Origin of the sequence: Bacillus sp. AFS040349, assembly GCF_002577655.1 — a bacterium.
In the GTDB taxonomy this organism is placed as follows: Bacteria; Bacillota; Bacilli; order Bacillales; family Bacillaceae; genus Metabacillus.
On sequence record NZ_NUMC01000049.1, the window covers coordinates 1 to 26,780 of the forward strand.

Here is a 26,780-nt window from a genome sequence, read left to right on the forward strand (position 1 = left end):
AGGTGTATGATGATCTTTTTTATTTAAAATCCATACCTTTTCTTACTAGAAGAACGATAAAAACTAAAAGAAAGTACGTGTTTTTTAAAAAAACACGTACTTTCTAAACAGCCTGAGCACCTTTAATGGGGTGCTGTTTTTATTTTTCAAAAAATTGTTGACACCTAAACTTGGTACCGTTTACAATGTGTGTAACGGGTTACATACATAACAAGTTATTTTTTTGGACCTACCTGTAACCGGTTACAGATATTTGTTTATGAGGTGGAAACAGTTGATTACGATTAAAGATGTGGCAAAAGAAGCAGAAGTCTCCGTTGCAACTGTTTCAAGAGTTTTAAACAATAATGGATATGTGAATGAAGAAACGCGTAAGAAAGTGGAAGATGCGATTAAAAAGTTAGAGTATACGCCGAATGCGGTGGCTCGTAGTTTATATAAGAAGCAATCAAGAACGATTGCTTTGATTGTTCCGAATATCACGAATCCCTTTTTCCCTGAGGTTGCGCGTGCAATTGAGGATGTGATGAATAGCAAGGACTACACATTGATTCTTTGTAATTCAGATGATCAAGAGGAAAAAGAGAAAAAGTATTTTGATATGTTAAGACAAAAATATGTGGATGGCGTCATTATTGTGACAAGTACTTTAAAGCCGATGCATATCGTGAAAAATAAAATTCCAATAGTGGCTGTTGACCGTTTTATCGATAAAGATATTCCTTATGTGTCGGTAGACAATATGAAGGGTGCAAGGCAAGCGGTTCAACACTTAAAGGCCATAGGATGTCAAAGGATTGCTCATATTCGTGGTCCTGAAGATTTACCGATAGCCGAAGAAAGGTATCAGGGGTATTTAAAAGAAGTTCAACATGAAGCTTGGTTTGATGAAAATCTGGTTTTAAATGGAAACTTTAATATTAAGCTAGCAACTGAACAAACAAAAAAGTTACTAACGGAAAACAGAGATATTGATGGAATTTTTGCTGGAAATGACTATATGGCATTAGGTGTGATTAAGGCGGCTCTTGAATTGGGGAAAAGAATTCCAGAGGACTTATCAGTCATTGGCTTTGATGGTATTAATCTTGCTAAATTAACAAACCCTGAGCTTACGACAATTGCTCAGCCGATTTATCAAATAGGCTACAAAGCAGCAGAAATTTTATTAGATTTAATCGAAGGTAAACCAATACAAGAGTATAGTCATCGATTGGATGTTACGTTGAATATCGGTCAGTCTACAAAAAGATGAGGTGGAACGTATGGAGAAACGGAAGGTAACGGTAATAGGAAGCATCAATATGGATCTTGTAACGAAGACAGAGGTTATACCTAAAGTTGGAGAAACGGTTATGGGAGAATCCTTTTTCACAATTCCTGGTGGAAAAGGAGCGAACCAAGCCGTTGCTGCAGCGAGATTGGGAGCTGAGGTAACTTTAATAGGTTGTGTTGGAGATGATATGTTTGGAAAGGATCTACTTGAACATCTTGAAAAAGAAGGCATTATTTTGAATAATGTGGAACCGGTTACACATGTGTCAACTGGGACAGCAACAATTACTTTATCTAAAGGAGACAATAGCATTATCGTTGTTTCGGGTGCAAATTTTGAGGTAACTCCAGAAATGGTAAGGAAAAATGAAAGCGTTATTGCGAAAAGTGATGTTGTGCTTCTACAGCTGGAAATTCCACTAGAGAGTGTGATGGAGGCTGCAAAACTAGCAAAAAAACACAATAAAACGGTGATCTTAAACCCGGCACCTATTCAGGCTTTACCAAAAGAGCTTTTAAGCTTAGTAGATTATTTGACTCCTAATGAACATGAGCAGGAATTGCTTCTTTCTGCAAGTAGTCTATCGCCTGATGAGTTAGAGGAAATCAAGTCAAAGTGTATTGTGACAAAAGGACCTGAGGGTGTGTTTATCTACGATAAGGGTGAAAGTCAAATTAAAGGATTCAAGGTAGAAGCAGTAGATACAACTGGTGCAGGAGATTCCTTTAATGGTGCATTTGCCGTTTCATTAAGTGAAGGAATTGACATTAAAGAAGCATGTAGGTTTGCAAACGCGGTTGGTGCGCTTTCTGTTACGAAGTTAGGTGCGCAATCAGGGATGCCAACAAAAGAAGAAGTTGAACGTTTTTTACAGCAAAGAGAGGATGACAAAAGTTGAAGAAGCAAGGAATTCTTAATAGTCATATATCTGAAATACTTTCAAGGCTAGGTCATACAGATACGATTGTGATTGCAGATTGTGGTCTGCCAATCCCTGATGAGACAGTTCGAATTGATTTATCTCTTAAGCAAGGGGACCCTTCATTTCTTGAAACATTAACGGTGATTTTAGAGGATATGGAGGTTGAGAAGGTTACTTTAGCAGAAGAAATATCAGAGCAAAATCCTGAAGTTGAAAAACAAACTCTAAGTTTACTAGATGAAGAGGTTAATAAAGAGTATGTATCACATGAGAAATTTAAAGAAAAGTGTAAAAGTGCAAAAGCGATTATCCGAACGGGGGAAGTAACGCCTTACGCCAATATCATTTTACATGCGGGAGTGATTTTTAAATGAGCAAAACTCCTTTAGCTCAGATGAAAGGAATTTCTAAGGCTTTCTCAGGTAACGTCGTACTTGAAGGTGTTGAGTTTGAAATTTTACCAGGTGAAGTACACGCTTTGATGGGTGAGAATGGTGCAGGAAAATCAACGCTGATGAAGATTTTAACAGGAATTTATGAGCGTGATGCAGGCACTGTTTATATGAATGGTAAGGAAGTGCATTTTAAAAATGCGAAGGAAGCTGAAAATGCAGGAATTGCCGTTATTCATCAGGAGCTAAATATTATTCCGTATCTATCCGTTACAGACAATATGTTTCTAGGAAAAGAACTTACATATAGCAAATTTGGCATTGTAAAGCATAAAGAGATGAAGCAGAAAACGAAGGAATATTTAAATCGACTCGGAATTGATATTGATCCTGACATAGAGGCAGGAGAGCTATCTGTTGGTCAACAACAAATGGTCGAGATTGCTAGAGCTGTTGCCGCTAATATGGATGTTCTCATTATGGATGAACCAACAGCCGCATTAACGGATCGAGAAATCGAAGCGTTGTTTAAGGTTATTCGTTCATTAAGGGATGAAGGGGTTGGAATTGTTTATATTTCACACCGAATGGAGGAAATCTTCCAAATCTGTGACCGCATTTCTGTATTACGGGACGGTCAGTTCATTGGTGTAAAAGAAATACCGAAAACGAACTTTGATGAAATTGTCAAAATGATGGTTGGCCGTCAACTAGGTGATCGTTTTCCAGAAAGAAAAACAACACTTGGTCCTGAGCGATTAAACATTGAAAACTTCACTTGTAAAGGAAAGTTTGAACATATTTCTTTCTCAGTTAAACAAGGAGAAATTCTTGGAGTTGCTGGCTTAATGGGAGCTGGTAGAACAGAGATTATGGAAGCGATCTTTGGCTATCGTCAAAAGCAAAGTGGGAAAGTGCTGATCGATGGGAAAGAAGTCTCCATCAAATCAGCCTATGATGCGATTCAACAAGGCATTGGTTTTATAACAGAGGATCGAAAAAGTGAAGGTTTAGTGCTTGGCTTGTCTGTTCGTGAAAATTTTTCACTAACCAATTTAGGACGAATTTCTAAAAAAAGTGTGATTTCGTCTAAGACAGAAGAATCATTTGTTGATGACTTAATACAAAAATTACATGTTAAAACAGCTAGTCGTGAGCTCCCAGTGAAATCTCTTAGTGGTGGAAATCAACAGAAAATCGTGATTGGCAAGTGGATTGGGATAGAGCCGAAGATCTTGATTCTGGATGAGCCAACAAGAGGTGTTGATGTTGGGGCGAAAAAAGAAATCTATCAACTAATGAATCAGCTTACAGAACAAGGAGTAGCGATTATTATGGTCTCTTCGGAATTACCAGAAATTCTTGGAATGAGTGATCGAATCCTTGTTATCCGTGAAGGAAAGTTATCGGCGACACTTTTAAGAGAAGAAGCAGATCAGGAAAAAATTATGCAAGCAGCTACTGGGGGGAATGAATCATGAACTCAAAATCTATTACATCAAAACTGCAAAAGTTAGGACCACTTGTTGGTTTACTTATTATCACAATCATTCTTTCCATTGTGAGTCCAAACTTTATGACAGTAGATAATATTTTAAATGTTTTACGTCAAGTTTCGATTAATGCACTTATTGCTTTTGGTATGACCTTTGTCATTTTGACTGGTGGAATTGATTTATCAGTTGGTTCCATTTTAGCGTTAGCATCAGCAGTAACAGCGAGTATGCTAGCTAGCGGCATGGATCCGATTTTAGCTATTTTAGTAGGGTTATTAGCTGGTGCGATCATGGGTGCCATTAATGGATTTATTATTACAAAAGGTAAGGTTGCACCGTTTATCGCAACTCTTGCAACAATGACGGTGTTTCGTGGATTAACTCTTGTTTATACAGATGGCCGACCAATTACAGGTTTGTCTAGCAGTGAGTTGTTCGTGTTAATGGGAAAAGGGTATGTAGGCTGGGTTCCAGTGCCGGTTATTTGGATGTTAATAACATATGCGATTTTATATTTTATCTTAAAGAAAACTACTTTTGGCCGCAGAGTTTATGCGATTGGCGGTAATGAGGAAGCAGCTATTTTATCTGGTATTCGAACCGATCGTGTAAAGATTTGGATTTACTCCATTACAGGTTTACTGTCAGCGTTAGCTGGAATTATTCTTTCATCACGATTAAATTCTGCACAACCAACAGCTGGTGCTTCATATGAGCTTGATGCAATTGCTGCGGTTGTTCTTGGAGGAACAAGTCTTTCTGGTGGTCGTGGTTGGATTTTTGGAACATTGGTTGGTGCACTGATTATCGGTGTTCTAAACAATGGTTTAAATATTATGAATGTGAGCTCCTTTTACCAACAAGTCGTTAAAGGAGGTGTTATTTTACTAGCTGTACTGCTTGATCGTAAGAAAGCTGCTTAAATTATAAACCGAAATAAGGGGGATTTTTACAATGAAAAACATGTTTAAAAGTATTTTATTTTTCGCATTTGCTATGATTTTATTAGTAGGATGTTCAACTGAAGCACCTGGTGCATCTTCAGAGAGTTCATCTGATGAGGGCGCTAGCGATGATGGTTCAGTGAAGGTTGGATTATCGATTTCTACACTAAATAACCCATTCTTTGTTACATTAAAAGAAGGTGCTGAAGAACAAGCAAAAGCTAAAGGAATTGAAATCGTTGTTGTTGACGCACAAAATGATTCAGCAAAACAAGTAAGTGATATCGAGGATTTAATTCAACAAGGTGTTGATGTATTACTAGTAAACCCAACGGACTCAGCAGCTGTATCTGCTGCAATTGAATCAGCAAACAGTGCAGATGTACCTGTTATTACATTAGATCGAAGTGCAGAAGGTGGAGAAGTTGTTGCTCATATTGCATCTGACAACGTTGCAGGTGGAAAAATGGCTGGAGACTTCATTTTAGAACAGCTTGGTAGTGAAGGAAAAGTAGTCGAAATCGAAGGAATTCCTGGTTCATCAGCAGCACGTGAAAGAGGAGAAGGCTTCCACCAATCTATTGATGCAGTAGATACAATTGAAGTAGCTGCAAAGCAAACAGCAGACTTTGACCGTGCGAAGGGGTTAACAGTTATGGAAAATATCCTTCAAGGAAACAAAGATATTCAAGCGGTATTCGCTCATAACGATGAAATGGCACTAGGCGCACTTCAAGCAATCGAAGCAGCAGGATTATCAGATATCGTTGTTGTAGGCTTTGACGCAACAGAAGATGCAGTAAAAGCTGTTGAAGACGGTCGCTTAGCAGCAACAGTAGCCCAAAAACCAGCTGTCATCGGTCAAAAAGGAATCGACACAGCTATTCAAGTAGCGAGCGGAGAAACAGTAGAAGAGTTTATTCCTGTTGAACTTGAATTAGTAAAATAACGTGAGATTGCTGGAAGAGGATCCGGATTGGGTCCTCTTTTGCGTTCGACAAACTTCGGGCTTTGCCTGTCACTTCCCGGTGTTCTTCCAACAAACTTCGGGGCGTGACAGGCACCGCTATGTAAAGATATCGTAAATCTACTTAATCATATAGAGGTAATACGTATATTCCGTTATAATGGGAGTGTTGATAGAGAAGGAGGTGAAACCCATGGAACAGGAGACAATGTTGAAAGAGATCCTCAACGCACTAAAATTACACTCAGATAAAATGGATCAAAAGTTTAAGAAAGTAGATGAAAGATTCGAGAAAATCGATGAAAGATTCGAACGAGTTGATGAAAGATTCGACAGCATTGAAGGACGATTAGATAGAATAGAGAAAAAAATGGATGGCTTTCGTGTGGAATTAACGGAAACGCAAGAAACGGTTGACTTTATTTCTGTTAAAACATTACAACATGAAAAGAAGCTACGTGAATTAAATCAATCGTAAATGACTATTGCTACTAGATCCTCGTTTTTAGCTCCTATTACTCCAACTATCAATACCATCTAGCGAATAAACTATCATAAATTATTCTAAACTTACTAAGGTTATTCTTGGTAAGTTTTTTTATGTGAAAAGAGTGCTTTTTTAATCGACAAACTTCGGGTCGTGCCTGTCACCCCCCGAAGTTCTTCCGACAAAACTCGGGAAGTGACAGGCACTCCAAAACCCCCTCCCACCCCCAACTCCAAACCATGTCACCCGCCTGTTGCCCCACCACCCCAACTAGTGCTAAAATAGGGAATAGACGAAACTTACATAAAAGCAATTTCACTCTAAACACAGAGGAGCGTATTAGATGCTTGGAATTTTGAATAAGGTGTTTGATTTTAATAAGCGTGCGTTAAATCGTTATGAGAAGATGGCTGATCAGATTGATGCGCTTAGCGGTCAGATGGGTGGCTTATCTGATGAGCAATTAAAGGCTAAAACAGAAGAGTTTAAAGGTCGTGTAGCGAATGGTGAATCGCTAGATAATCTTTTAATAGAAGCATTTGCTGTTGTTCGCGAGGCAGCGAAGCGTGTGTTGGGGCTATACCCGTACAAGGTTCAGTTAATGGGGGGTATTTCCTTACATGAAGGAAATATTTCTGAGATGAAAACAGGGGAAGGTAAAACATTAACTTCCACAATGCCTGTTTATTTAAATGCGCTTTCTGGTGAAGGTGTGCATGTTGTCACGGTCAATGAATACTTAGCAAGTCGTGATGCGAATGAAATGGGTCAACTTTACGAATTCTTAGGCTTAACAGTAGGTCTTAATTTAAATTCTTTAGATAAAGATGAAAAGCGTGAAGCGTATGCAGCAGACATTACCTATTCAACAAACAATGAACTAGGTTTTGATTATTTACGTGATAACATGGTTCTTTATCGTGAACAAATGGTGCAGCGTCCGCTTAACTTTGCCGTAATCGATGAGGTTGACTCGATCTTAGTCGATGAAGCGAGAACTCCCTTAATTATTTCGGGACAAGCGGCTAAATCTACTAAGCTTTACATCCAAGCAAACGGCTTTGTTCGTCAGCTTAAACAAGAGGACGATTTCACATATGATGTGAAAACAAAGGCTGTTCAATTAACAGAAGATGGTATGACAAAGGCGGAAAAAGCGTTTGGCATTGAAAATCTTTTCGATATTTCACATGTGGCATTACTTCACCACATTAACCAAGCATTAAAAGCACAGTTTGTTATGCAAAATGATGTTGATTACGTGGTAGACGAAGGACAAGTTGTCATCGTTGACTCATTCACGGGTCGTTTAATGAAGGGACGCCGTTACAGTGACGGTCTTCACCAAGCGATTGAAGCAAAAGAAGGTCTTGAAATTCAAAACGAAAGCATGACACTTGCTACAATTACGTTCCAAAACTACTTCCGTATGTACAAAAAGCTGTCTGGTATGACTGGTACAGCGAAAACGGAAGAAGAAGAGTTCCGTAATATTTACAACATGCAGGTTGTTGCGATTCCAACGAACAAACCGATTGCTCGTGATGACAGAGCCGATTTAGTTTACCGTTCAATGGAAGGGAAATTCCGTGCGGTTGTTGAGGAAGTTAAACAGCGTTACGACTTAGGTCAGCCTGTACTTGTTGGTACAGTTGCCGTTGAAACCTCTGAATTAATTTCTCAGCTTCTTAAGAAAAAAGGTGTTCCACATCATGTCTTGAATGCGAAAAATCATGAAAAAGAAGCAGAAATTATTGAAAATGCCGGTCAACGTGGTGCTGTCACGATCGCGACAAACATGGCTGGTCGTGGTACGGATATTAAGCTTGGCGAAGGTGTTCGTGAGGTTGGCGGGTTAGCTGTAATCGGTACAGAACGTCACGAATCTCGTCGTATTGATAACCAGCTTCGCGGACGTTCTGGTCGTCAAGGAGACCCTGGTATTACTCAATTCTATCTTTCAATGGAAGATGAATTGATGCGCCGTTTCGGTTCTGAAAACATGATGAATATGATGGATCGTCTAGGTATGGATGATACGCAACCAATTCAAAGTAAAATCGTTTCACGCGCCGTTGAATCTGCGCAAAAACGTGTTGAAGGAAATAACTTTGATGCGCGTAAGCAGCTTTTACAATATGACGATGTTCTTCGTCAGCAGCGTGAAGTTATTTACAAGCAACGTTTCGAGGTTCTTGATTCTGACAACCTTCGTGAAATTGTTGAGAAAATGCTAAAATCAACGATCGAACGTGCGGTAGGAATGTATACTCCTAAAGAGGAAGTTGAAGAAGATTGGAACTTAGAAGGCATCATCGACTATATGAATGCAAACATTCTTACAGAAGATGAGCTTACTGTATCAGATCTTCGCCGTAAAGATCCTGAGGAAATGGCTGAGTTGATCTACAAAAAAGCACTTGCACACTATGATGCGAAGGAAGCAGACTTTGGTGAAGAGCAAATGCGTGAATTCGAAAAAGTTATCCTTCTTCGTGCAGTTGATACAAAGTGGATGGATCACATCGATGCGATGGATCAGCTTCGTCAAGGTATTCATTTACGTGCTTACGGACAAAACGATCCGTTACGCGAATACCAAATGGAAGGCTTCGCCATGTTTGAAAACATGATCGCTTCAATCGAAGAAGATGTAGCGAAGTACATCATGAAGGCACAAATCCGCAACAACCTTGAGCGTCAAGAGGTTGCAAAAGGTCAAACTGCTGTTCACGCGAAAGAAGGCGATGAGCCAGTTAAGAAAAAACCAACTCGTAAAGTTGTGGAAATCGGCCGTAATGATGCATGTATTTGCGGCAGCGGAAAGAAATACAAAAACTGCTGCGGTCAATAATCACTAGCGTTTACCTACTGAAACGTATATAATAGAACATTATCAAAGAGAGAGGTGCACCCACCTCTCTCTTGTTGCGAATAAAGATTAGCACTTTTTCAATATAAATATATAAATGGAGTGACTTTCATGGAACTAGTAGAAATTCGTCAAGAGCTCGAAAAAACAGCTAAACGTTTAGCGGACTTTAGGGGGTCTCTTTGACCTCGATATCAAAGAAGCACGTATTCAACAGCTTGAAGCACAAATGACAGCACCAGATTTCTGGGATAATCAAAACGCTGCACAAGCTGTTATTAATGAAACAAATGCGCTAAAAGAAATGGTTGATCAATTCCACGAACTAAACGAATCTTATGAAAATCTTCAATTAACATATGAACTCGTTAAAGAGGAAGACGATGAAGATTTACGTGAAGAACTAGTCACTGAAATAAAAGATTTAGTTTCAAAGCTAAATGACTTTGAACTTCAGCTTTTACTTAGTGAACAACACGACAAAAACAACGCAATCCTTGAGCTTCACCCAGGCGCAGGTGGTACAGAGTCTCAGGACTGGGGCTCAATGCTACTTCGTATGTACACACGCTGGGCAGAGAAAAAAGGCTTCAAGGTTGAAACACTTGATTACTTACCTGGTGATGAAGCGGGGATTAAAAGTGTTACACTTTTAATCAAGGGCCATAACGCATACGGTTATTTAAAAGCTGAAAAAGGTGTGCACCGCCTTGTTCGTATTTCTCCATTCGACTCATCAGGTCGTCGTCATACTTCGTTCGTTTCTTGTGAAGTTATGCCTGAATTCAATGAAGAAATCGACATCGAAATCCGTACAGAAGATTTGAAAATTGATACGTACCGTGCAAGTGGTGCCGGTGGACAGCATATCAATACAACAGACTCAGCTGTTCGTATTACCCACACTCCAACTAACATTGTTGTAACATGTCAAACGGAACGTTCGCAAATTAAAAACCGTGAACGCGCCATGAAAATGCTTCAAGCTAAGCTTTATCAAAAGCGTATTGAAGAGCAAGAAGCAGAGCTTGCTGAAATCCGTGGTGAGCAAAAAGATATCGGTTGGGGAAGCCAAATTCGTTCTTATGTTTTCCACCCATATTCAATGGTTAAAGACCACCGCACAAACACAGAGATCGGGAACGTTCATGCTGTGATGGATGGCGAGCTTGATCCGTTTATTGACGCGTATTTGCGTTCGAAGATTCAATAATATAGTGATAAAAATCGCTCAGAGTTTGACTGTTCCTTTTTACAAAGAGGACAGTCAGCTCTGGGCGTTTTTTCTTTGTCAAATTTGTTGGATTACATTTATTTGAATGAGTGATGCTAGATATAGAAGCAGAAAGAAAGTTAACTTTAAAAGTGACTAACTAAAAAAGAATCGTGGAAATTGAAAGCTTATGTGCAGATTTATGAAAACCAAAACGAGCATCCGGAATAAGCAAAATGTACTTCATAAAGGAGATGAAGACCAAAACCAGTGGTCCAAGCAAGCGAAACGTACTTCATAAAGGAGATGAAGACCAAAACAAGCTGTCCGAGCAAGCGAAATGTACTTCATAAGGGGGATGAAGACCAAAATCAGCTGTCCGAGCAAGCGAAATGTACTTCATAAGGGGGATGAAGACCAAAAGCAGCATCCGGAGCAAGCGAAATGTACTTCATAAGTGAGATGAAGACCAAAATCAGCATCCGGAGAAAGCGAAACGTACTTCATAAAGGAGATGAAAACCAAAACAAGCTGTCCGAGCAAGCGAAATGTACTTCATAAGGGGGATGAAGACCAAAATCAGTTGCCCGAGCAAGTGAAATGTACTTCATAAAGGAGATGAAGACCAAAATCAGCAATCTGAGCAAGCAAAATGTACTTCATAGAGGAGATGAGGACCAAAACCAGGTGTCCGAGCAAACAACATGTACTTCATGCGTAGAAGTATCACTATCAGCCCCCAACACAAAAACCAGCCACTCCCCCCATAATTTCCCCCTCAATAGCAAACACTAACAAAAACTCCCCACCAACACTTGATTTCTTTACCTCGTTACCACGTTATTTAGGTGTTATTCACAGATAAAATCACGGGTGCTATACTCATCTAGGGCAAGAATAGCATTGTTTAAAAAAGGAGGTAACAAAGCGATGAATATGCGAAAACGAAATGATACATATAATCCTACATTAGAAAAAGTGCTTGAGTACGTCTACATATTAGTTGGCTCATCGTTTGTTGCAATTGGTTTTAATTTATTTTTACTACCAAACCGGGTTGCGTCAGGTGGGGTGAGTGGAATTAGTACGATTCTTGATGCGACGTTTGGTTTTGAGCCAGCGTATGTTCAGTGGGCATTTAATATACCACTATTTATCGCCGGAGTTATTTTACTAGGAAAGCAATTTGGGATCAAAACACTTATTGGAACGATTTTTGTTCCGTTCATCGTTTACCTAACAAGAGATTGGGAACCAGCAACAATGGACCCTCTACTTGGGTCTCTTTTCGGTGGAATTTGTATAGGACTTGGTCTTGGCATTGTGTTCCGCGGTAAAGCTTCAACAGGCGGGACCGATCTAGCTGCGCAGATCATTCACAAATATACAGGTCTTTCACTTGGAACTTGTGTCGCACTCATTGATGGTCTTATCGTTCTATCAGCTGCATTTGTTTTTGATATTGAAAGAGGGCTTTATGCTTTAGTTGGTTTGTATGTAACGAGCAAAACGATTGATATTGTGCAAATTGGCCTCGGTCGTTCAAAGATGACGATGATTATTACAAACAAGCAAACCGAGGTACAGGATGCGATACTAACCGAAATCGACCGTGGTGTTACTAGACTAGCTGCACACGGCGGGTTCACAAACAATGAAAGGCCAGTTCTCATGTGTGTTGTTGATCAAACGGAATTCACAAAATTGAAACAAGTGGTGCGAAGTATCGATCCGCACGCATTTGTGACAGTTACGGATGCTTCTGAGGTGCTGGGTGAAGGTTTCAAAAGAGTGTAGTTAGGTTATAATAATCCTTGAATTGACTCTTTTTACATAATTGAAATTGATGCAAGGAGGAGTACCTTTGAAGACGAAATTATTTGCCTTATTATTAGGAGCTGTGTTTGTTTTATCAGCATGTGGTGGAGAAGAGGCGCCTGCTGATGAAGCGGCAGATACAACAGAGGGCACAACAGAAACAGCGAGCGGAGATGCAGAAGAAATTTTTCAAAAAAGCTGTATCGGCTGTCATGGTCGTGAACTTGAAGGTGGAGCAGGTCCGAAATTAACTGAAGTCGGAGCAAAATACAGCCAGGATGAAATTGCGAGCATTATCATCAACGGTCAAGGTGGTATGCCTAAGGGAATTTTAAATGAAGCGGATGCTGAAGTTGTGGCAGCTTGGTTAGCTGAAAAGAAATAATATAAGATGATAGGATAGCCTGATGGTTATCCTTTTTTCATGTTACTTTATTCCAACCCCTCCTAAAAAATCTCCTTATATTACAACGTTTCGACACTTATTAACAGACATGAAATGAAAATGTAATATATTTTAGTCTATTATTGACGAAAATTGATGTTATAATAAAATTTGTAGTTTTAGAAACAAGGAATCACTATGTCTACTTTATCGACAATTAACGACAAAAAGTGACATAGGATCAAAAAACAACTTTAGGTGGTTTATTATGATAGAAATGTCCGAAGTATATAAAACGTATCCAAATGGTGTGTTAGCCGTTAACGGAATCGATATAATGATCAACCAAGGTGAGTTTGTGTATGTTGTTGGACCAAGTGGTGCGGGTAAATCAACGTTTATTAAAATGATGTACCGTGAGGAGAAGCCTTCAAGCGGAAAAATCATTATCAACGGAATGGATTTATCTAAGCTTAAGGAAAACAAGGTCCCTTTATTAAGACGTAATATCGGCGTCGTTTTCCAGGACTTTAAACTTTTACCGAAGCTAACAGTCTTTGAAAATGTTGCATTTGCATTAGAAGTTATTGGTGAAAACCCTAAAAATATTAAAAAGAGAGTACTAGATGTACTAGACTTAGTTCAACTGAAACACAAAGCGAGATTTTTCCCAAATGAATTATCAGGTGGGGAGCAGCAGCGTGTATCGATTGCGCGTTCCATTGTGAACAACCCAGCAGTAATGATTGCCGATGAGCCGACGGGTAACCTTGACCCTGATACATCATGGGAAATCATGCATTTGTTTGAAGAAATCAATGATCGTGGAACAACGATTGTGATGGCAACACATAACAAAGAAATTGTGAACACGTTAAAAAAGCGTGTCATCGCAATCGAGGATGGAAAGATTGTGCGTGACGAAGCAAGAGGGGAGTATGGTATTTATGACTAATTCTCTTGGCCGTCATATTCGTGAAAGCTTAAAGAGTTTAGCAAGAAATACATGGATGACATTTGCATCGATCAGTGCGGTGACTGTTACGCTGATCTTAGTCGGAACATTCCTAGTCATCATGATGAATCTTAACCATGTTGCATCTAATCTTGAAAATGATGTTGAGATTCGTGTATTGATCGATGTAACAGCAGATGAAGCAGCGCAAAATGCTCTTAAGAGTGAAATAGAAAAAATAGAACAAGTTGATACCGTTGTTTTCTCTCCTAAAGAAAAAGAGCTAGAAAATCTTGTTGAAAGCTTAGGAGAAGAAGGAAAGTCATTCCAGCTTTTTGAACAAAATAACCCGTTAAATGACGTGTTTATTGTAAAAGCAAAGGATCCAAATGATACGAGTGCTTTAGCCGAGAAGATCACGAAATTGGCTAATGCCTCTAAGGTAAGATACGGACAAGACCAGGTTGAAAAATTATTTGATGTCATTTCGATCTCTCGTAATATTGGAATTGGCTTAATCATCGGACTAATCTTTACTGCCATGTTCTTAATTTCTAATACGATTAAAATTACAATCGTTGCTCGTCGACATGAAATTGAGATTATGAGACTTGTAGGGGCAACAAACGGATTTATTCGTTGGCCGTTCTTTCTGGAAGGTTTATTCTTAGGTGTGTTTGGTGCAGTGATTCCGATTATTTTAATTGGCGTTGTTTATAAATCTCTGTACACATGGGCGATTCCTAAGCTTCAAGGATCATTTGTTGAGTTATTACCGTCAAGTCCATTCCTTTTCCAAATATCAGCACTTCTATTGTTCATCGGTGCGTTAATTGGAATTTGGGGAAGTTTAATGTCTGTTCGTAAGTTTTTAAAAGTGTAAACTAGCAATATTTTTATTGCTAGTTTACTAGTTTTTACATAACGTTGGGGAGGAAACAAGATGAATCGAAAACTAATGACGTTTAGCTTGGCTGCTGTTTTAGGGACAAGCACTTTATTACTACCTAATCACCACCTTGGCTTCGCTCAAACGTTACAGGAAAAGAAGCAAGAAATAGAGAAAAAACAATCTGATGTATCAACGGATCTTGATCAAAAGGAAAATGAAATCTCTGAGCTTAAAGATCAAGAAGTGAAATTAGATGAAGAAATTAAAAAAATCGATACGCAATTTGCTGAAACGAACGGGAAAATTCGTGAACAAGAAGCTAGTATTGAAGAGTCAAGAAAGCAAATTGAAGAATTAAAAGTAGAAATTGAAGAAGTGAAAGCTCGTATTGCTGAGCGTAATAAGCTTTTAGAAGATCGTGCTCGTACGCTACAAGAATCTGGCGGTGTGATTAGTTATTTAGATGTGCTTCTAGGTGCTCAAAGCTTTGGAGACTTTGTTGGTCGTGTTAATGCGGTCACAACAATTGTGGAAGCTGACCGTGAAATCATTAAAGCGCATGAAGCTGACAAGCAAACGTTAGAGCAAGCAGAGGCAGATCTAAATAAGAAATTAGTAGAACTTGAAAATGCTCTAACACAATTAGAAACTCTTAAACAGCAGTTAGCTGGTCAAAAGAAGAAAAAAGAAGAGCTAATGGCCCAAGTTCAAGTACAGCATGATGAAGCCATTCATGAAATGCATGAGTTAGAAGATGAAGCAGCATTTTTAGAAGAGCAAAAAACAGCAATCGAAGCTGAAGAAAAGCGTCAGCGTGAAGCAGCAGCTGCGGAAGCTAAACGAAAAGCACAGGCAGCAGCTAATAAATCTAACTCAAATTCTTCAAGCTCAAGCAACAGTTCATCTTCACAAACACCTGCTGTGACAAGTGGAAGCTTTATGTGGCCTGCGTCCGGTTCATTTACATCAGGATATGGCTACCGTATTCACCCTGTAACAGGTGGTAAGAAGCTGCACTCTGGTATTGATATTGCCAACAGTGCTGATGTTCCAATTGTGGCTTCAGCAGGAGGTACAGTAATACGTGCCAACTACTCAAGCAGTTACGGAAATGTAGTATACATTTCTCATAAAATTAATGGACAAGTTTACACAACTGTTTATGCTCACATGGAACAATTCTATGTTAAATCAGGACAATCTGTTTCAAAAGGTCAGCAAATTGGCATCATGGGAAATACAGGGCGTTCAACAGGACAGCATTTACACTTTGAAATTCATAAAGGACCATGGAACGGATCTTCAAGCTCTGTTAATCCATTGGACTATTTACCATAATATTACCCACATAGAAAGCCTCTAAAACATCGTATGTTTTAGGGGCTTTTCGTTTAACTTCGTACCTTCCGTTAGGTTTTGTTTTTTTATTTACATGATATGACCAAGCTTTACATATAATAGGAAAAGTCTACTTACAAAATGAATTACATAAACCTGGCTATATTGGCATGAGGAGGTAAAGGATGAATCAGAAAATCACAGCATTATTACTAGCACTTGGCGTACTCGTTGGCGCAGGTGGAATGTTTGTAGGATTAGAGCTTACGGAAGATCCAGCACCTAAGGAAGCTGAAGCGATCCCAACGTTTGGGAATGTGTTTCAATCTGAAGAAGAACAAGCATCTGAAATTGAAGGGTTTGATAAGTTTAAACAAGCTCTTGAATTAATCTCAACGAAATATGTTGAGGATGTTAATGAAGAGGAACTATTAGAAGGCGCAATTCAGGGTATGCTTTCAACGCTTGAAGATCCATACTCTGTATATATGGACAAAGAAACAGCAGCACAGTTTTCACAATCACTTGATTCCTCCTTTGAAGGAATTGGCGCTGAGGTTGGCATGCAGGAAGGCAGAGTAACGATTGTTTCTCCATTTAAAGGCTCTCCTGCTGAAAAAGCAGGTCTTCAGCCAAATGACCAAATCGTGAGCATTGATGGAGAAAACGTTGAAGGGCTTGATTTACACGAAACTGTGTTAAAAATTCGCGGGAAAAAAGGAACAAAAGTCGCGATTGAGGTTGTTCGTCCGAACACAAGAGAAAAATTAACATTTGATGTTGTTCGTGATGAAATTCCATTAGAAACAGTGTTCGGTTCAACAAAGGATTATCAAGGGAAAAAGGTGGGTTACATCCAAATTACCTCGTTCTCTGAAAACACAGCACAAGACTTTAAAGAAACCTTAACAAAATTAGAAAAAGACAATATTGAAGGACTTGTGTTAGATGTTCGCGGAAATCCTGGCGGCTACTTACAAAGTGTTGAAGAAATTTTAAAAGAGTTTGTGACGAAGGATCACCCTTATATCCAAATTCAAGAACGCAATGGAGATAAAAAGCGTTATTTCTCTAAGCTTTCTGAGAAAAAAGACTATCCTGTGTCTGTGTTAATTGATAAAGGAAGTGCTTCTGCTTCAGAAATTTTAGCAGGTGCATTAAAAGAAGCATCAGGATATGATATTGTTGGTGTATCTTCGTTTGGTAAAGGAACGGTACAGCAGGCTGTTCCGATGGGAGATGGAAGCAATATCAAGTTAACGCTGTACAAATGGTTAACGCCTGAAGGCAATTGGATACACAAAAAAGGTGTGGAGCCGACAATTAAAGTAGAGCAGCCGGCACTATATCAAGCAAGCCCTTTACAAATTGAAAAGGCGTTAACGTTTGATATGAATAATGACCAAATTAAAACCGCACAGCTTGCGTTAAAAGGCTTAGGCTTTGAACCTGGAAGAGAGGACGGCTACTTTAGTAAAGCAACAGAAAATGCCGTAAAAGCATTCCAGCAAACAAATGAGCTTCCAATCAGCGGGAAAATTGATTTGCAAACAGCAGACACTTTAAATCAAAAGGTAGTAGAGCTTCGAGGAAAAGAAGACAACGATGTTCAGTTGAAAATGGCGATAAAATCGTTATTTAAATAAACGTTTAATGAATCAGGGCTAACATCATGTTAGCCCTGATTTTTTGAATTAATGCCTGACAACAAGCCAAGCTAAGGACGAAAAAAAGCCTCTATGTTCGAACCTTTATAATATATCGGTGAAACTTAGGAGGTTAACCATGAGAAATTCCAGTTTACAAAAGGAGCAGGTGTATCAGGAGTTTTTAAATGAGCTGATGGAAAGCAGTTCTGAACATAAGTTTCACACTAGCCCTAGTAAGCCTGTTCGGTTATTTAGTATGTATATTGCCAATTATACAAGCATCAAAAAAATACAGCAGATCGATCAAGAATGTGTGAAAGCATTTTTTTCTTATTTACTAAAAAATCATAAGCGACTGTCGCTTTCTCTTTCAGATATAAAAAAATCGATTAAAACAATTGTGCTTATTTTGGATATTGAGGAAGATGAATGCTTTAGTGATTTTTCACTTTCTAACACGTGTATTTGGAACAACTTAAAATAAGCATACTAAATCTTCCACCGAGATGTTAAAATATGATTAACCTAATAGAAACAGTAAGGTGGGATTCTGTTTTGATCGATGATTGGTTACTAGAGTTGCTATGGGCAGCCGGTCGCTTCTTTATCCATCCGCTCTTTTATCTTTTTTTCCTTTTAACATTTGCCTATGGCTATCTTCGTGTTAAGCAAGAAAGAAATTCTTTTCATATTCGTGTGTTTGATATTTATAATGAAATGAAGTTTACGTATACAAAAGGAATTGTCTTGGGACTGATTGTCTCTGTCTTTTCTTTTGCATTAGGCTTAAGTCTGCCATTTGGAACCGTTGTCCTTATGGCGATTGTTACAGCGCTTATTGGTCTTACATTTCAGCTGCGATGGCTGTCAGCTGCTTTTACAGTGGGATTAACATTGCTAGCAGCAACTTTTATTCCAGATGGTTCTTTTTTTGTTGGATTATCTGAGACTAGCTTTGCTTCACTCAGCATTCTAGCTGGCTTATTAGTCATAGCGGAAGGAATTCTTATTTTCCGTACAGCACATATCCAAACGTCTCCGTTTTTAAAAACGAGTACAAGAGGTTTGCCAATTGGAAATCATCAAGCGAAACGAACGTGGATGCTTCCATTGCTGTTACTTGTTCCGGGTGGTACGTTAACCTCAACACTACCTTGGTGGCCAGTGGTATCGATTAATGGAGAGCCGTTTTTACTGCTGTTTATTCCAATTTTCCTTGGATTCCATCAGCGTGTTCAAGGTTCACTGCCAAAAGAAAGCATGAAGGTAACAGGAGAACGGGTCATTTGGCTAGGTGTGTTAACCCTATGCTTAGCGGTGGCAAGTATTTGGTTTACACCGGTCGCGTTTATCGCTGTGTTTGTTGCGATGGTAGGACGTGAATTCATCACAATCCGCCAGCGACTGAACGATGATTCCGCTGCCTTCTATTTTTCAAAACGAGATCATGGCTTGATGATACTAGGCATCCTTCCACATTCACCAGCAGAAAAAATGACCCTCCAAGTTGGGGAAATGGTAACAAAGGTCAATGGGCATGCTGTTAAAACAGTGGACGAGTTCTATCAAGCTCTCCAGAAAAACCGAGCATTTTGTAAGCTCGAAATAGTCAATTTTAACGGCGAAATTCGTTATGCACAAAGGGCACTGTATGATGGTGAGCATCATGAACTAGGGATTTTGTTTGTGCAGGAAGCTAAGAAGAAGTGGGAGAATGAGGCTGTTTAATAGTAAGTTCCTAATACTATCTAATGAAAAATCATATGAAGATAATATGTAACTGTGTAATTTTTAGAGAAACGATTATGTCGTTTCTCTATTTTTATATCGAGTAGTTTGTTCTGTTTGATATCTATTTTAAACAGAAAAGGTAAGAGATTAAACGATACCTCCTCTTTTCGCTATTTTTAAAATAATATACCTAAAAGTGAATCCGAGAATTAAGCCAGGAATTACAAAGAGCATCGGCATAAATACTGGCCCAATTAAATGACCAAATATTCTCAATTCACCACAATAAAATAACCCCACTGTAACTAAATAAGCTGAAAAAACGAAGGGAAGAAATGAAAACTGTTCTCCTGGAGGCATTGCGGTTCTGTAGCCATCCCACATCGCAAAAAAGTATAAACATGAATAAAATAATAACCATTGATAATTTGTAACAGAGTATGCCTGTTCGAATTCTCCTAAAAAGCTAAACATAATGGCAAGATTAAAATGACTGTTAAGGTTAATGATTACTTCTGAAAGTATAAAAAAAATGCCTTTAACATAGTGGCCTGTTAGTAATTGGCTGAACCCAGGCAATGCTATATTCCACATAACTGATTCTAACTTCCCTACATTTTTCATCTCTTATCCATCCTTATAGCTGATAAAGGTAGTTTGTATAAGAGAGATGAAAATCATTCATAAAAATTTTCAATTCAATAACATCTAATCTTAAATAGCTTTTTAAGGGGAGCGGATTTCCTTTTCACTTCACAATCAACACAGGACAATTTGCTCTTTTGGCTACTTTATGACTGACACTTCCTAATACAAACTCCTGAAGTCTATTTAACCCTCGACTCCCGATCACAACAAGATCAATATTGTTATCGTTTACATATTTAACAATTGTTGGTCCTGGTTCACCGTGCAGGATCTTCATTTCGTATGATATTCCGGCTTGCAGTGCTTTTTTTTCAACCTCCTTCATCCGTTTTTTACGATAATCGTTAATATCTATTGAGTTCCAGTTGCTAAGAACATCTGATTTAGCTCGATCAGGGTCAACAACGTACACAATATCAATTTTGGACCCTTTAGTATATTGAGCAATATGAATGGCATTTTCGGCTGCACGTTTAGAATGTTCCGAGCCATCGGATGCTATAACTATTCTTTTATACATTCTATATACCTCCTACTATTAGGTTATTATATGATAAGTAAAAATTTACCGACACAAATATTGATATTAAGTTGCATGGAGTAGAAAAATAGAGAAATAAAGAGTATATGGTAAATGTATACGCTTACTACCTATTTCACAATACTTTAAAAATCATTTATAATGCTTTTTGTTAACAACGGACCCGACTTTCATGAGAGTTGAAAGTCATTAAAAAATAAAAGCGAAAAGGGAGAGGATTTTTTTTGGAGAATATGACAATTAAATATTCTTGGTTTGGAAATATCAGAGGAGACATCTTATCAGGTATTGTTGTAGCACTAGCTTTAATTCCTGAGGCTATCGCATTCTCAATTATTGCCGGTGTTGATCCTATGATTGGTTTGTATGCCTCATTTTGTATTGCAGTCACAATAGCGTTTGTTGGCGGACGTCCCGGAATGATTTCAGCTGCAACTGGTGCGACGGCTTTGCTTATGACGACATTAGTTGCTGACTATGGATTGCAGTATTTACTTGCAGCAACCATTTTAACTGGTATTATTCAAATCATTATGGGGATTTTGAAATTAGGCAGACTGATGAAATTTGTGCCTCGTTCGGTTATGACAGGCTTCGTTAATGCGTTGGCTATCCTTATCTTCACTGCACAATTGCCTCATTTTGTAGGTGAATCATGGTCAATGTATGCAATGGTTGCAGGTGCTCTTGCAATTATTTACATTTTACCTCGTTTTACAAAGGTTTTGCCATCGCCTTTAGTAGCAATTGTTGTGATTTCAATTATTGCTGTAATGACTGGAAGTAATGTAGGAACGGTAGGAGATATGGGTGAGTTATCTCAAACATTACCAATGTTCTTACTACCTGACATTCCTTTTACTTTTGAAACATTACAAATCATTTTTCCATATTCTTTATCAATTGCTATTGTAGGTTTAGTTGAGTCATTATTAACAGCTCAAATCGTAGATGATATGACAGATACAGGCAGTGACAAAAATAAAGAAGCACGTGGGCAAGGTATTGCAAACATTGTTTCAGGATTTTTCGGTGGAATGGCTGGTTGTGCGATGATTGGGCAATCTGTCATTAATGTAAAGTCAGGTGGTAGAGGTCGTTTATCAGCTTTTGTTGCTGGAGTATTTTTAATGGTACTAATTCTACTACTCAATGATTTGTTAGTACAAATCCCAATGGCTGCTCTTGTAGGAGTTATGTTTATGGTCTCAATCGGAACATTTGATTGGTCATCATTAAAAACCCTTCATAAGGTACCATTAACAGATACGATTGTTATGGTTGTAACAGTGATTACAGTTCTTTTGACACATGACTTGTCAAAAGGTGTTCTTGTTGGGATTATTTTAAGTGCGATTTTCTTTGCCTCTAAAATATCTAAGGTCAAGATAACAAGTTTAGCCTCAGGTCAATCTAGCAAGAAAATCTATCGTGTGTCTGGTCAATTATTTTTTGCATCTGTTAGTGAGTTTGTTGAAAGCTTTGATTATAGAGAAAATGTAAAAGAAATTGATTTAGACTTAACAAATGCTCACCTTTGGGATGATTCGGCAGTGGGTGCTATTGATAAAGTCATCATTAAATATCAACAAAATGGAGTGAAGGTTAACTTGATTGGTGTGAATACAGAGAGTAACAAATTAATGGAGAAAATCTCTGTTCATAATAAGCCAGGCGGTTTAACCAAAGTAGCCAACCATTAATCAAAAAAACATCAAATCGAATGATTTGATGTTTTTTTATTTGACGTGAAAATCTGTTAAAACAACGCCTATGAAAACCTTTAATAACAGGCTTTATTGCTTGAAGTTCAACCCTTGACAAGTGAAGCTATTCTGCGTTACTATATACCGGTAGTAAGTAATACTAAATATCGGTATCACAAGGTACCTGTGGAAAAAAGAAGTTGAAATCGAAACACAAGTGAGGGAATGCTTTGGAAAATATAACGGAAATGCTGAAAGGAGTGCTTGAGGGCTGTGTGCTTGAAATCATCAGTCGTGGAGAAACTTATGGCTATGAAATCACACAACAGCTGCGAGAACTTGGCTTCACTGATGTGGTAGAGGGCACAGTTTATACGATTACTATGCGGCTTGAGAAAAACAATCTGGTGGATATTGAGAAAAAGCCATCCAATATGGGACCGCCGAGAAAATTTTATACACTCAATGCAGCAGGTCAAGAGCATCTGGAAACCTTTTGGAGAAAATGGGAATTTGTCTCAAGTAAAATTAATGAACTCAAAACAAAAATAAAATAAAAGGAGATTTCATATGAATATTATTGAAAAAATGATCGGAAGTCTGGAAGACAAGCGAGAATGGAGAGCGATGGAGGCACGTGCGAAGGCTCTTCCGAGTGAGTACCATCATGCTTATAAAGCCATTCAAAAGTATATGTGGACTACTGGTGGTCCTACTGATTGGAAGGAATGCAGCCGTATCTTTAATGGAATAATCGACCTTTTTGAGGAAGGTGCAGCGGAAGGCAAGAAAGTTACTGACCTCACAGGTGAGGACGTGGCTTCTTTCTGCGATGAACTCGTGAAGGATACAAAAACGTGGTCGGATAAGTATCGCACGAAGTTGAACGATACGATTGGTCGTGGGTAAGGGTTTTGCCTGGCCATCAGACTTATTATTAGTTTAGAACCCAAAAGAAGATTCATCTGTGCTAACTTTAGAAAGTTATACTAATAGAAGAGGAGGATGATAAAATCCTCCTCCCATAAGTTTAATTAACTTAAATATTCACTTAAAGCTTGTTGCAGTGTTCCCAATGTTTTTGTTTTCTGTTCAAATGAGATACCAAGGTGGATCATTTTTCTAACTACTTCTACTCGTAAACCAGTAATAACTGATTTACATCCCATCATACTCGCACCATCTATTATCTTTAATAAATGTTCGATCACATCAATCTCCATATCGGTAATTCCAGATAAATCAATAATTAACGTTTGAATGCGTAGCACTCCAATTTCAGTTAGTACTTTTTCTTCTAAGATATTAGTGCGAAATTCATCGATGGCACCAATTAGTGGTAATATACAAACGGAGGAATTGATTGGGATTATTGGTACAGATAGGTTTTCGACCAGCTCTCTATGTGCCTTAATTAAAGAATCCTTATATGTAGAGTAACTAATAAAGAAAGCATTTAAAAAATCATCGATTTGATCATTTACTTCTTTTTCAAGAGTAAAAAAGTTTTTAACAACTTTTTCATTTGTTAACTTGTTATATTCTTTAATTAGGAACCAGACTGTGCGACGAATGGCTTGTATCCACTCTAATTTAAATGATAAATCAATTGAATGCGTGGCCCAAGCAATACCTTCATGTTTGGCAAACTGTCGAAGTTCTTTTTCTTTTTGGTCAATTATAAAGAAAACAAGATTCTTAGCATTATTAACTAAATCGATATTTCCAATATGTAAAATATCATCAATCATACCTTTTACATTAACAGCTTCAGAAAGAAGCAATTCTTCAAAGTTTTGAAGGTTTTTCTCAAAAAAATCTTTTAGCTGATATGATTCATGGTAGAAGAATTCCACTGCACTCCCCCCAATATGTTTTGAATTTTTTGAATTCCACTCCCTATATTCATTTTATTATAGTGTTTGAGAAAAATAAACGATTCTTTGACCTAAATTACAACAGAAAGGCAGTGGTCCTATTGACGTAAATGAACAGCTGCTCGTTGTTATAAAAGGAAAAAGAACCCCACAAAGGTGAGGTCCTCTTCTGTTTATATTAGTGTTAGTAATGATCCGCCAATTGCCCCTACAATTACAATGATCCAAGGTGATAGCTTGTAATACACCAACATAGTAAAAAGAATCGCAGCAAAGGCAAAATCAATTGGATTTAAGATGGAACTCGTCCAGATTGGTTGATAAAAAGCAGAAATTAAAATTCCAACTACTGCAGCATTTACTCCCAATAAGGCTCCTTTGATTTTGGAATTTCGACGTAAAGCGTCCCAAAATGGAAGTGTACCAAAAATTAATAGAAATGCTGGTAAGAAGATCGCGATTGTGGCTAAAAGGCCTCCTTGCCAGCCATTCATCACTGCTCCTAAATAGGCAGCAAATGTAAATAGGGGTCCAGGAACTGCTTGTGCAGCACCGTATCCAGCTAAGAAAGCTTCTTCTGTCATCCATCCTGTTGGCACAAATTCACGTTCTAATAATGGTAAAACAACATGGCCGCCACCAAATACTAAAGAACCTGAACGATAAAAGCTATCGAACATTGCAATCCAATTTAAAGCTGTTGTTTCTCTTAGGAATGGCAAAAGGACAAGAAGCCCAAAAAACAATGACAAACACACTAGTGCAAAACGTTTTGAAATAGGTACTTGTAAATCAGCATCATCACGATCATTATTTTCTTTATACAATAGAAAACCGATAAAAGCAGCAAGAAGAATCACACCAACTTGCGTGAAGGCTGTTTGCCATAAAAGGGTAATCACTAATGCTAATAAAGCGAGTGTTTTTCTCTTTAAATCAGGAGTAAGCTTTTGTGCCATTCCCAAAATAGCATGTGCAACAACAGCAACAGCTACAATTTTTAACCCATGTATCCAGCCTGCATCTGCTACATCTACACCTTGAAGAATCAATGCAAAAACAATAAGAGCAATAACAGATGGCAATGTAAAACCAATAAATGAGACAATTCCTCCTAAGACTCCAGCTCTCATAACGCCAATTCCAATCCCCACTTGGCTACTTGCTGGACCTGGTAAGAACTGACACAGGGCAACTAAATCAGCATAGCTTTTTTCATCCAACCATTTTCTTTTTCGAATATACTCATTGTGGAAATATCCTAAATGAGCTACAGGACCTCCAAATGACGTTAAACCAAGCCTTGTAGAAATAAAAAGTATTTCCAAAAGTGCCTTAAAACTTAGGTTTTTTTTCTTCATCAAACTCACCTTCTTTTATTAATCTTTTATTTCTTTGAATAACTCGTAAGCTTTCTTTCTAGCCTCTACTAGGACTTCATTTCCTCTTTCGGTCGTTGTGTAATATTTTCTAATTTTCCCCGCAACATTTTTTTCTTCTTTTTCTAGTAATCCATCAGTTTCCATAGAATGTAGAATGGGGTAAAGAGTACCAGAACTAATATTATAGCCATGCTCTCTTAATTCTTCGACCATCCAAACTCCATATATAGGGTGGTCTTTGGCATGATGTAAAATGTGAATGTGGATAAAACCGAGAAATAGTTTGCGTAAAACTTTGTCTTCCAAATCATCACCTCTGAAAAGTTCAATATCAATACACAATATCGGTTTTCGATAACGAGAGTCTACAACATGAGATTAACATTTGCAATACTTTGTAGATATATTTACAAATTCTTAACGTTGATACTATTCTAATAGATCCCATAACAAGGAAGCTTCGAGTAAAGAATATAAAAAGAAAAATAGGGAAAATTAGTGGTAAGTTTATCGGAAGGACCGTGAGTCACTATGTGGTATGCCTATGCAATTATTGGGGCTTTCTTGGTGATTTTATTGTTAATGCCAAAGAAGCTTACCTTAAGAGAAATCTACTTTAGTTCGGGAATTCTGGGGTTTGGAGCTTGGCTTGGTGATGCATTAGTTGGTGATGTTTTTAAAGCTTTTCAAATTGGTCCTTCTCATGATACTTATTTAATTGACTACATTTTTATCTCATTTGTGCCTTTATCAATTGGCTTAGTTTATCTTAATTTCTTAAACAAGTACCAATCAGTATTATATAGATGGCTATGGGTAGTTGTTGCATATCTTCTTGAATGGGGTGAGTTGCATCGGGGTACATGGTAAGCAAAGGATGGAAAACATGGTACTCAATCCCTTTGTTCATCTTTGTATTTGTTTATTTTTTACCGTGGCATTTAAAACAACTGAAAAATAGTAAATAGATTAATACCTACGATAATTTCTTTTTATGTGTTTTCAAAGGTGGCGAAATAAGTAGGAATATGCAGAATCGCAGATAAAATAGAGAAAATCGCTGATAAATTCTAGTAATCGAAGATAAACACTCCAAAATCGAAGATAAATCACCTTTTTAAGGTTAAGGCAGTATTTTTTGCTTCGTTTAGAATGAAATTTAAGGTAATGTACGGGGCTTTATGTCATGTAGCTGATTTCCTACATAAACTTTCTATAAAATAACAGAGAAAAACAAACACAATGGAGTGTTACACAAAGTTCAACACCCCATTATGTTAACAGACTCT

The 26,780-nt window shown here is 38.0% G+C and carries 26 protein-coding genes; 21 read left to right on the top strand and 5 right to left on the bottom strand.

Annotated features, from left to right (window positions below; translation table 11 throughout):
- The first annotated feature begins 274 nt into the window (after window positions 1–274).
- The 17 genes from COD11_RS11660 (at window position 275) to COD11_RS11740 (ending at window position 19,334) form a co-directional block, all read left to right on the top strand.
- A complete protein-coding gene (locus COD11_RS11660) occupies window positions 275–1,255 on the top strand; it encodes a LacI family DNA-binding transcriptional regulator (RefSeq protein ID WP_098797096.1) in 981 nt (326 codons plus the stop codon).
- Window positions 1,256–1,265: 10 nt separating this feature from the next.
- Window positions 1,266–2,174, top strand: a complete 909-nt coding sequence (gene rbsK / locus COD11_RS11665; RefSeq protein ID WP_098797097.1) for a ribokinase — start codon at window positions 1,266–1,268, stop codon at window positions 2,172–2,174.
- The gene (gene rbsD, locus COD11_RS11670; RefSeq protein WP_098797098.1) at window positions 2,171–2,572 is read left to right on the top strand and encodes a D-ribose pyranase; all 402 of its coding nucleotides are present in this window, start codon (window positions 2,171–2,173) and stop codon (window positions 2,570–2,572) included. Before rbsK ends, rbsD begins: the two co-directional genes overlap by 4 nt.
- A complete protein-coding gene (locus COD11_RS11675; protein WP_098797099.1) occupies window positions 2,569–4,071 on the top strand; it encodes a sugar ABC transporter ATP-binding protein in 1,503 nt (500 codons plus the stop codon). The genes rbsD and COD11_RS11675 overlap by 4 nt, the downstream gene beginning before the upstream one ends.
- Entirely contained in the window at window positions 4,068–5,009 is a 942-nt protein-coding gene (locus tag COD11_RS11680) for an ABC transporter permease subunit (RefSeq protein WP_098797100.1), read from the top strand. The genes COD11_RS11675 and COD11_RS11680 overlap by 4 nt, the downstream gene beginning before the upstream one ends.
- A gap of 31 nt (window positions 5,010–5,040) precedes the next feature.
- On the top strand, window positions 5,041–5,979 hold the full coding sequence (gene rbsB, locus COD11_RS11685; protein ID WP_435367763.1) for a ribose ABC transporter substrate-binding protein RbsB: 939 nt from the start codon (window positions 5,041–5,043) through the stop codon (window positions 5,977–5,979).
- Window positions 5,980–6,190: 211 nt separating this feature from the next.
- Window positions 6,191–6,475 (top strand): hypothetical protein, encoded by a 285-nt coding sequence (locus COD11_RS11690; protein ID WP_098797101.1) that lies wholly within the window; start codon window positions 6,191–6,193, stop codon window positions 6,473–6,475.
- A 352-nt stretch (window positions 6,476–6,827) separates the two neighbouring features.
- Window positions 6,828–9,338: a preprotein translocase subunit SecA gene (gene secA, locus COD11_RS11695; RefSeq protein ID WP_098797102.1), complete on the top strand. Its 2,511-nt coding sequence runs from the start codon at window positions 6,828–6,830 to the stop codon at window positions 9,336–9,338.
- Between the two features lie 129 nt (window positions 9,339–9,467).
- Window positions 9,468–10,569 (top strand): peptide chain release factor 2 gene (prfB, locus tag COD11_RS11700; RefSeq protein ID WP_098797103.1). Its coding sequence is split into 2 segments (ribosomal slippage): window positions 9,468–9,539 and window positions 9,541–10,569, totalling 1,101 coding nucleotides; the frame shifts between segments, so codons are not numbered across the junction.
- Window positions 10,570–11,505: 936 nt separating this feature from the next.
- Entirely contained in the window at window positions 11,506–12,366 is an 861-nt protein-coding gene (locus COD11_RS11705) for a YitT family protein (RefSeq protein WP_098797160.1), read from the top strand.
- Window positions 12,367–12,433: 67 nt separating this feature from the next.
- Window positions 12,434–12,772, top strand: coding sequence for a cytochrome c551 (gene cccB, locus COD11_RS11710; protein ID WP_098797104.1), 339 nt, complete (start codon window positions 12,434–12,436; stop codon window positions 12,770–12,772).
- 268 nt (window positions 12,773–13,040) lie between these two features.
- Complete coding sequence (ftsE, locus tag COD11_RS11715) at window positions 13,041–13,727, top strand: cell division ATP-binding protein FtsE (protein WP_098797105.1); 687 nt, start codon at window positions 13,041–13,043, stop codon at window positions 13,725–13,727.
- Entirely contained in the window at window positions 13,720–14,610 is an 891-nt protein-coding gene (ftsX, locus tag COD11_RS11720; RefSeq protein WP_098797161.1) for a permease-like cell division protein FtsX, read from the top strand. The genes ftsE and ftsX overlap by 8 nt, the downstream gene beginning before the upstream one ends.
- 60 nt (window positions 14,611–14,670) lie before the next feature.
- On the top strand, window positions 14,671–15,957 hold the full coding sequence (locus tag COD11_RS11725) for a murein hydrolase activator EnvC family protein (RefSeq protein ID WP_098797106.1): 1,287 nt from the start codon (window positions 14,671–14,673) through the stop codon (window positions 15,955–15,957).
- A 185-nt stretch (window positions 15,958–16,142) separates the two neighbouring features.
- A complete protein-coding gene (locus COD11_RS11730) occupies window positions 16,143–17,603 on the top strand; it encodes a S41 family peptidase (protein ID WP_098797107.1) in 1,461 nt (486 codons plus the stop codon).
- Between the two features lie 139 nt (window positions 17,604–17,742).
- Window positions 17,743–18,090 (top strand): swarming motility protein SwrAA, encoded by a 348-nt coding sequence (locus tag COD11_RS11735; protein ID WP_098797108.1) that lies wholly within the window; start codon window positions 17,743–17,745, stop codon window positions 18,088–18,090.
- A gap of 32 nt (window positions 18,091–18,122) precedes the next feature.
- On the top strand, window positions 18,123–19,334 hold the full coding sequence (locus COD11_RS11740) for a PDZ domain-containing protein (RefSeq protein ID WP_483296289.1): 1,212 nt from the start codon (window positions 18,123–18,125) through the stop codon (window positions 19,332–19,334).
- A 150-nt stretch (window positions 19,335–19,484) separates the two neighbouring features.
- Here the strand turns inward: COD11_RS11740 and COD11_RS11745 are convergent, their stop codons facing one another.
- Window positions 19,485–19,961 (bottom strand): hypothetical protein, encoded by a 477-nt coding sequence (locus COD11_RS11745; protein WP_098797110.1) that lies wholly within the window; start codon window positions 19,959–19,961, stop codon window positions 19,485–19,487.
- A 124-nt stretch (window positions 19,962–20,085) separates the two neighbouring features.
- Window positions 20,086–20,505, bottom strand: coding sequence for a universal stress protein (locus COD11_RS11750; RefSeq protein WP_098797111.1), 420 nt, complete (start codon window positions 20,503–20,505; stop codon window positions 20,086–20,088).
- A 254-nt stretch (window positions 20,506–20,759) separates the two neighbouring features.
- Here COD11_RS11750 and COD11_RS11755 point away from each other — a divergent pair, with 254 nt between their 5' ends.
- The 3 genes from COD11_RS11755 (at window position 20,760) to COD11_RS11765 (ending at window position 23,141) form a co-directional block, all read left to right on the top strand.
- Window positions 20,760–22,229 carry a SulP family inorganic anion transporter gene (locus COD11_RS11755; protein WP_483296290.1) on the top strand — a complete coding sequence of 490 codons (1,470 nt, stop codon included), beginning with the start codon at window positions 20,760–20,762 and terminating at the stop codon, window positions 22,227–22,229.
- Window positions 22,230–22,462: 233 nt separating this feature from the next.
- Window positions 22,463–22,789, top strand: coding sequence for a PadR family transcriptional regulator (locus tag COD11_RS11760; protein WP_098797113.1), 327 nt, complete (start codon window positions 22,463–22,465; stop codon window positions 22,787–22,789).
- A 13-nt stretch (window positions 22,790–22,802) separates the two neighbouring features.
- The gene (locus COD11_RS11765; RefSeq protein ID WP_098797114.1) at window positions 22,803–23,141 is read left to right on the top strand and encodes a DUF1048 domain-containing protein; all 339 of its coding nucleotides are present in this window, start codon (window positions 22,803–22,805) and stop codon (window positions 23,139–23,141) included.
- Between the two features lie 125 nt (window positions 23,142–23,266).
- Here the strand turns inward: COD11_RS11765 and COD11_RS11770 are convergent, their stop codons facing one another.
- From COD11_RS11770 to COD11_RS11780, 3 genes are all read right to left on the bottom strand, one after another.
- On the bottom strand, window positions 23,267–24,088 hold the full coding sequence (locus tag COD11_RS11770; protein WP_255301608.1) for an STAS domain-containing protein: 822 nt from the start codon (window positions 24,086–24,088) through the stop codon (window positions 23,267–23,269).
- A 194-nt stretch (window positions 24,089–24,282) separates the two neighbouring features.
- Entirely contained in the window at window positions 24,283–25,470 is a 1,188-nt protein-coding gene (locus COD11_RS11775; RefSeq protein WP_098797115.1) for a chromate transporter, read from the bottom strand.
- 18 nt (window positions 25,471–25,488) lie between these two features.
- Window positions 25,489–25,797, bottom strand: a complete 309-nt coding sequence (locus tag COD11_RS11780; protein WP_098797116.1) for a PadR family transcriptional regulator — start codon at window positions 25,795–25,797, stop codon at window positions 25,489–25,491.
- 261 nt (window positions 25,798–26,058) lie between these two features.
- On the opposite strand from COD11_RS11780, the gene COD11_RS11785 reads away from it, so the two are divergent.
- Window positions 26,059–26,361 carry a hypothetical protein gene (locus tag COD11_RS11785; RefSeq protein ID WP_231308329.1) on the top strand — a complete coding sequence of 101 codons (303 nt, stop codon included), beginning with the start codon at window positions 26,059–26,061 and terminating at the stop codon, window positions 26,359–26,361.
- The last annotated feature ends 419 nt before the right edge of the window (window positions 26,362–26,780 follow it).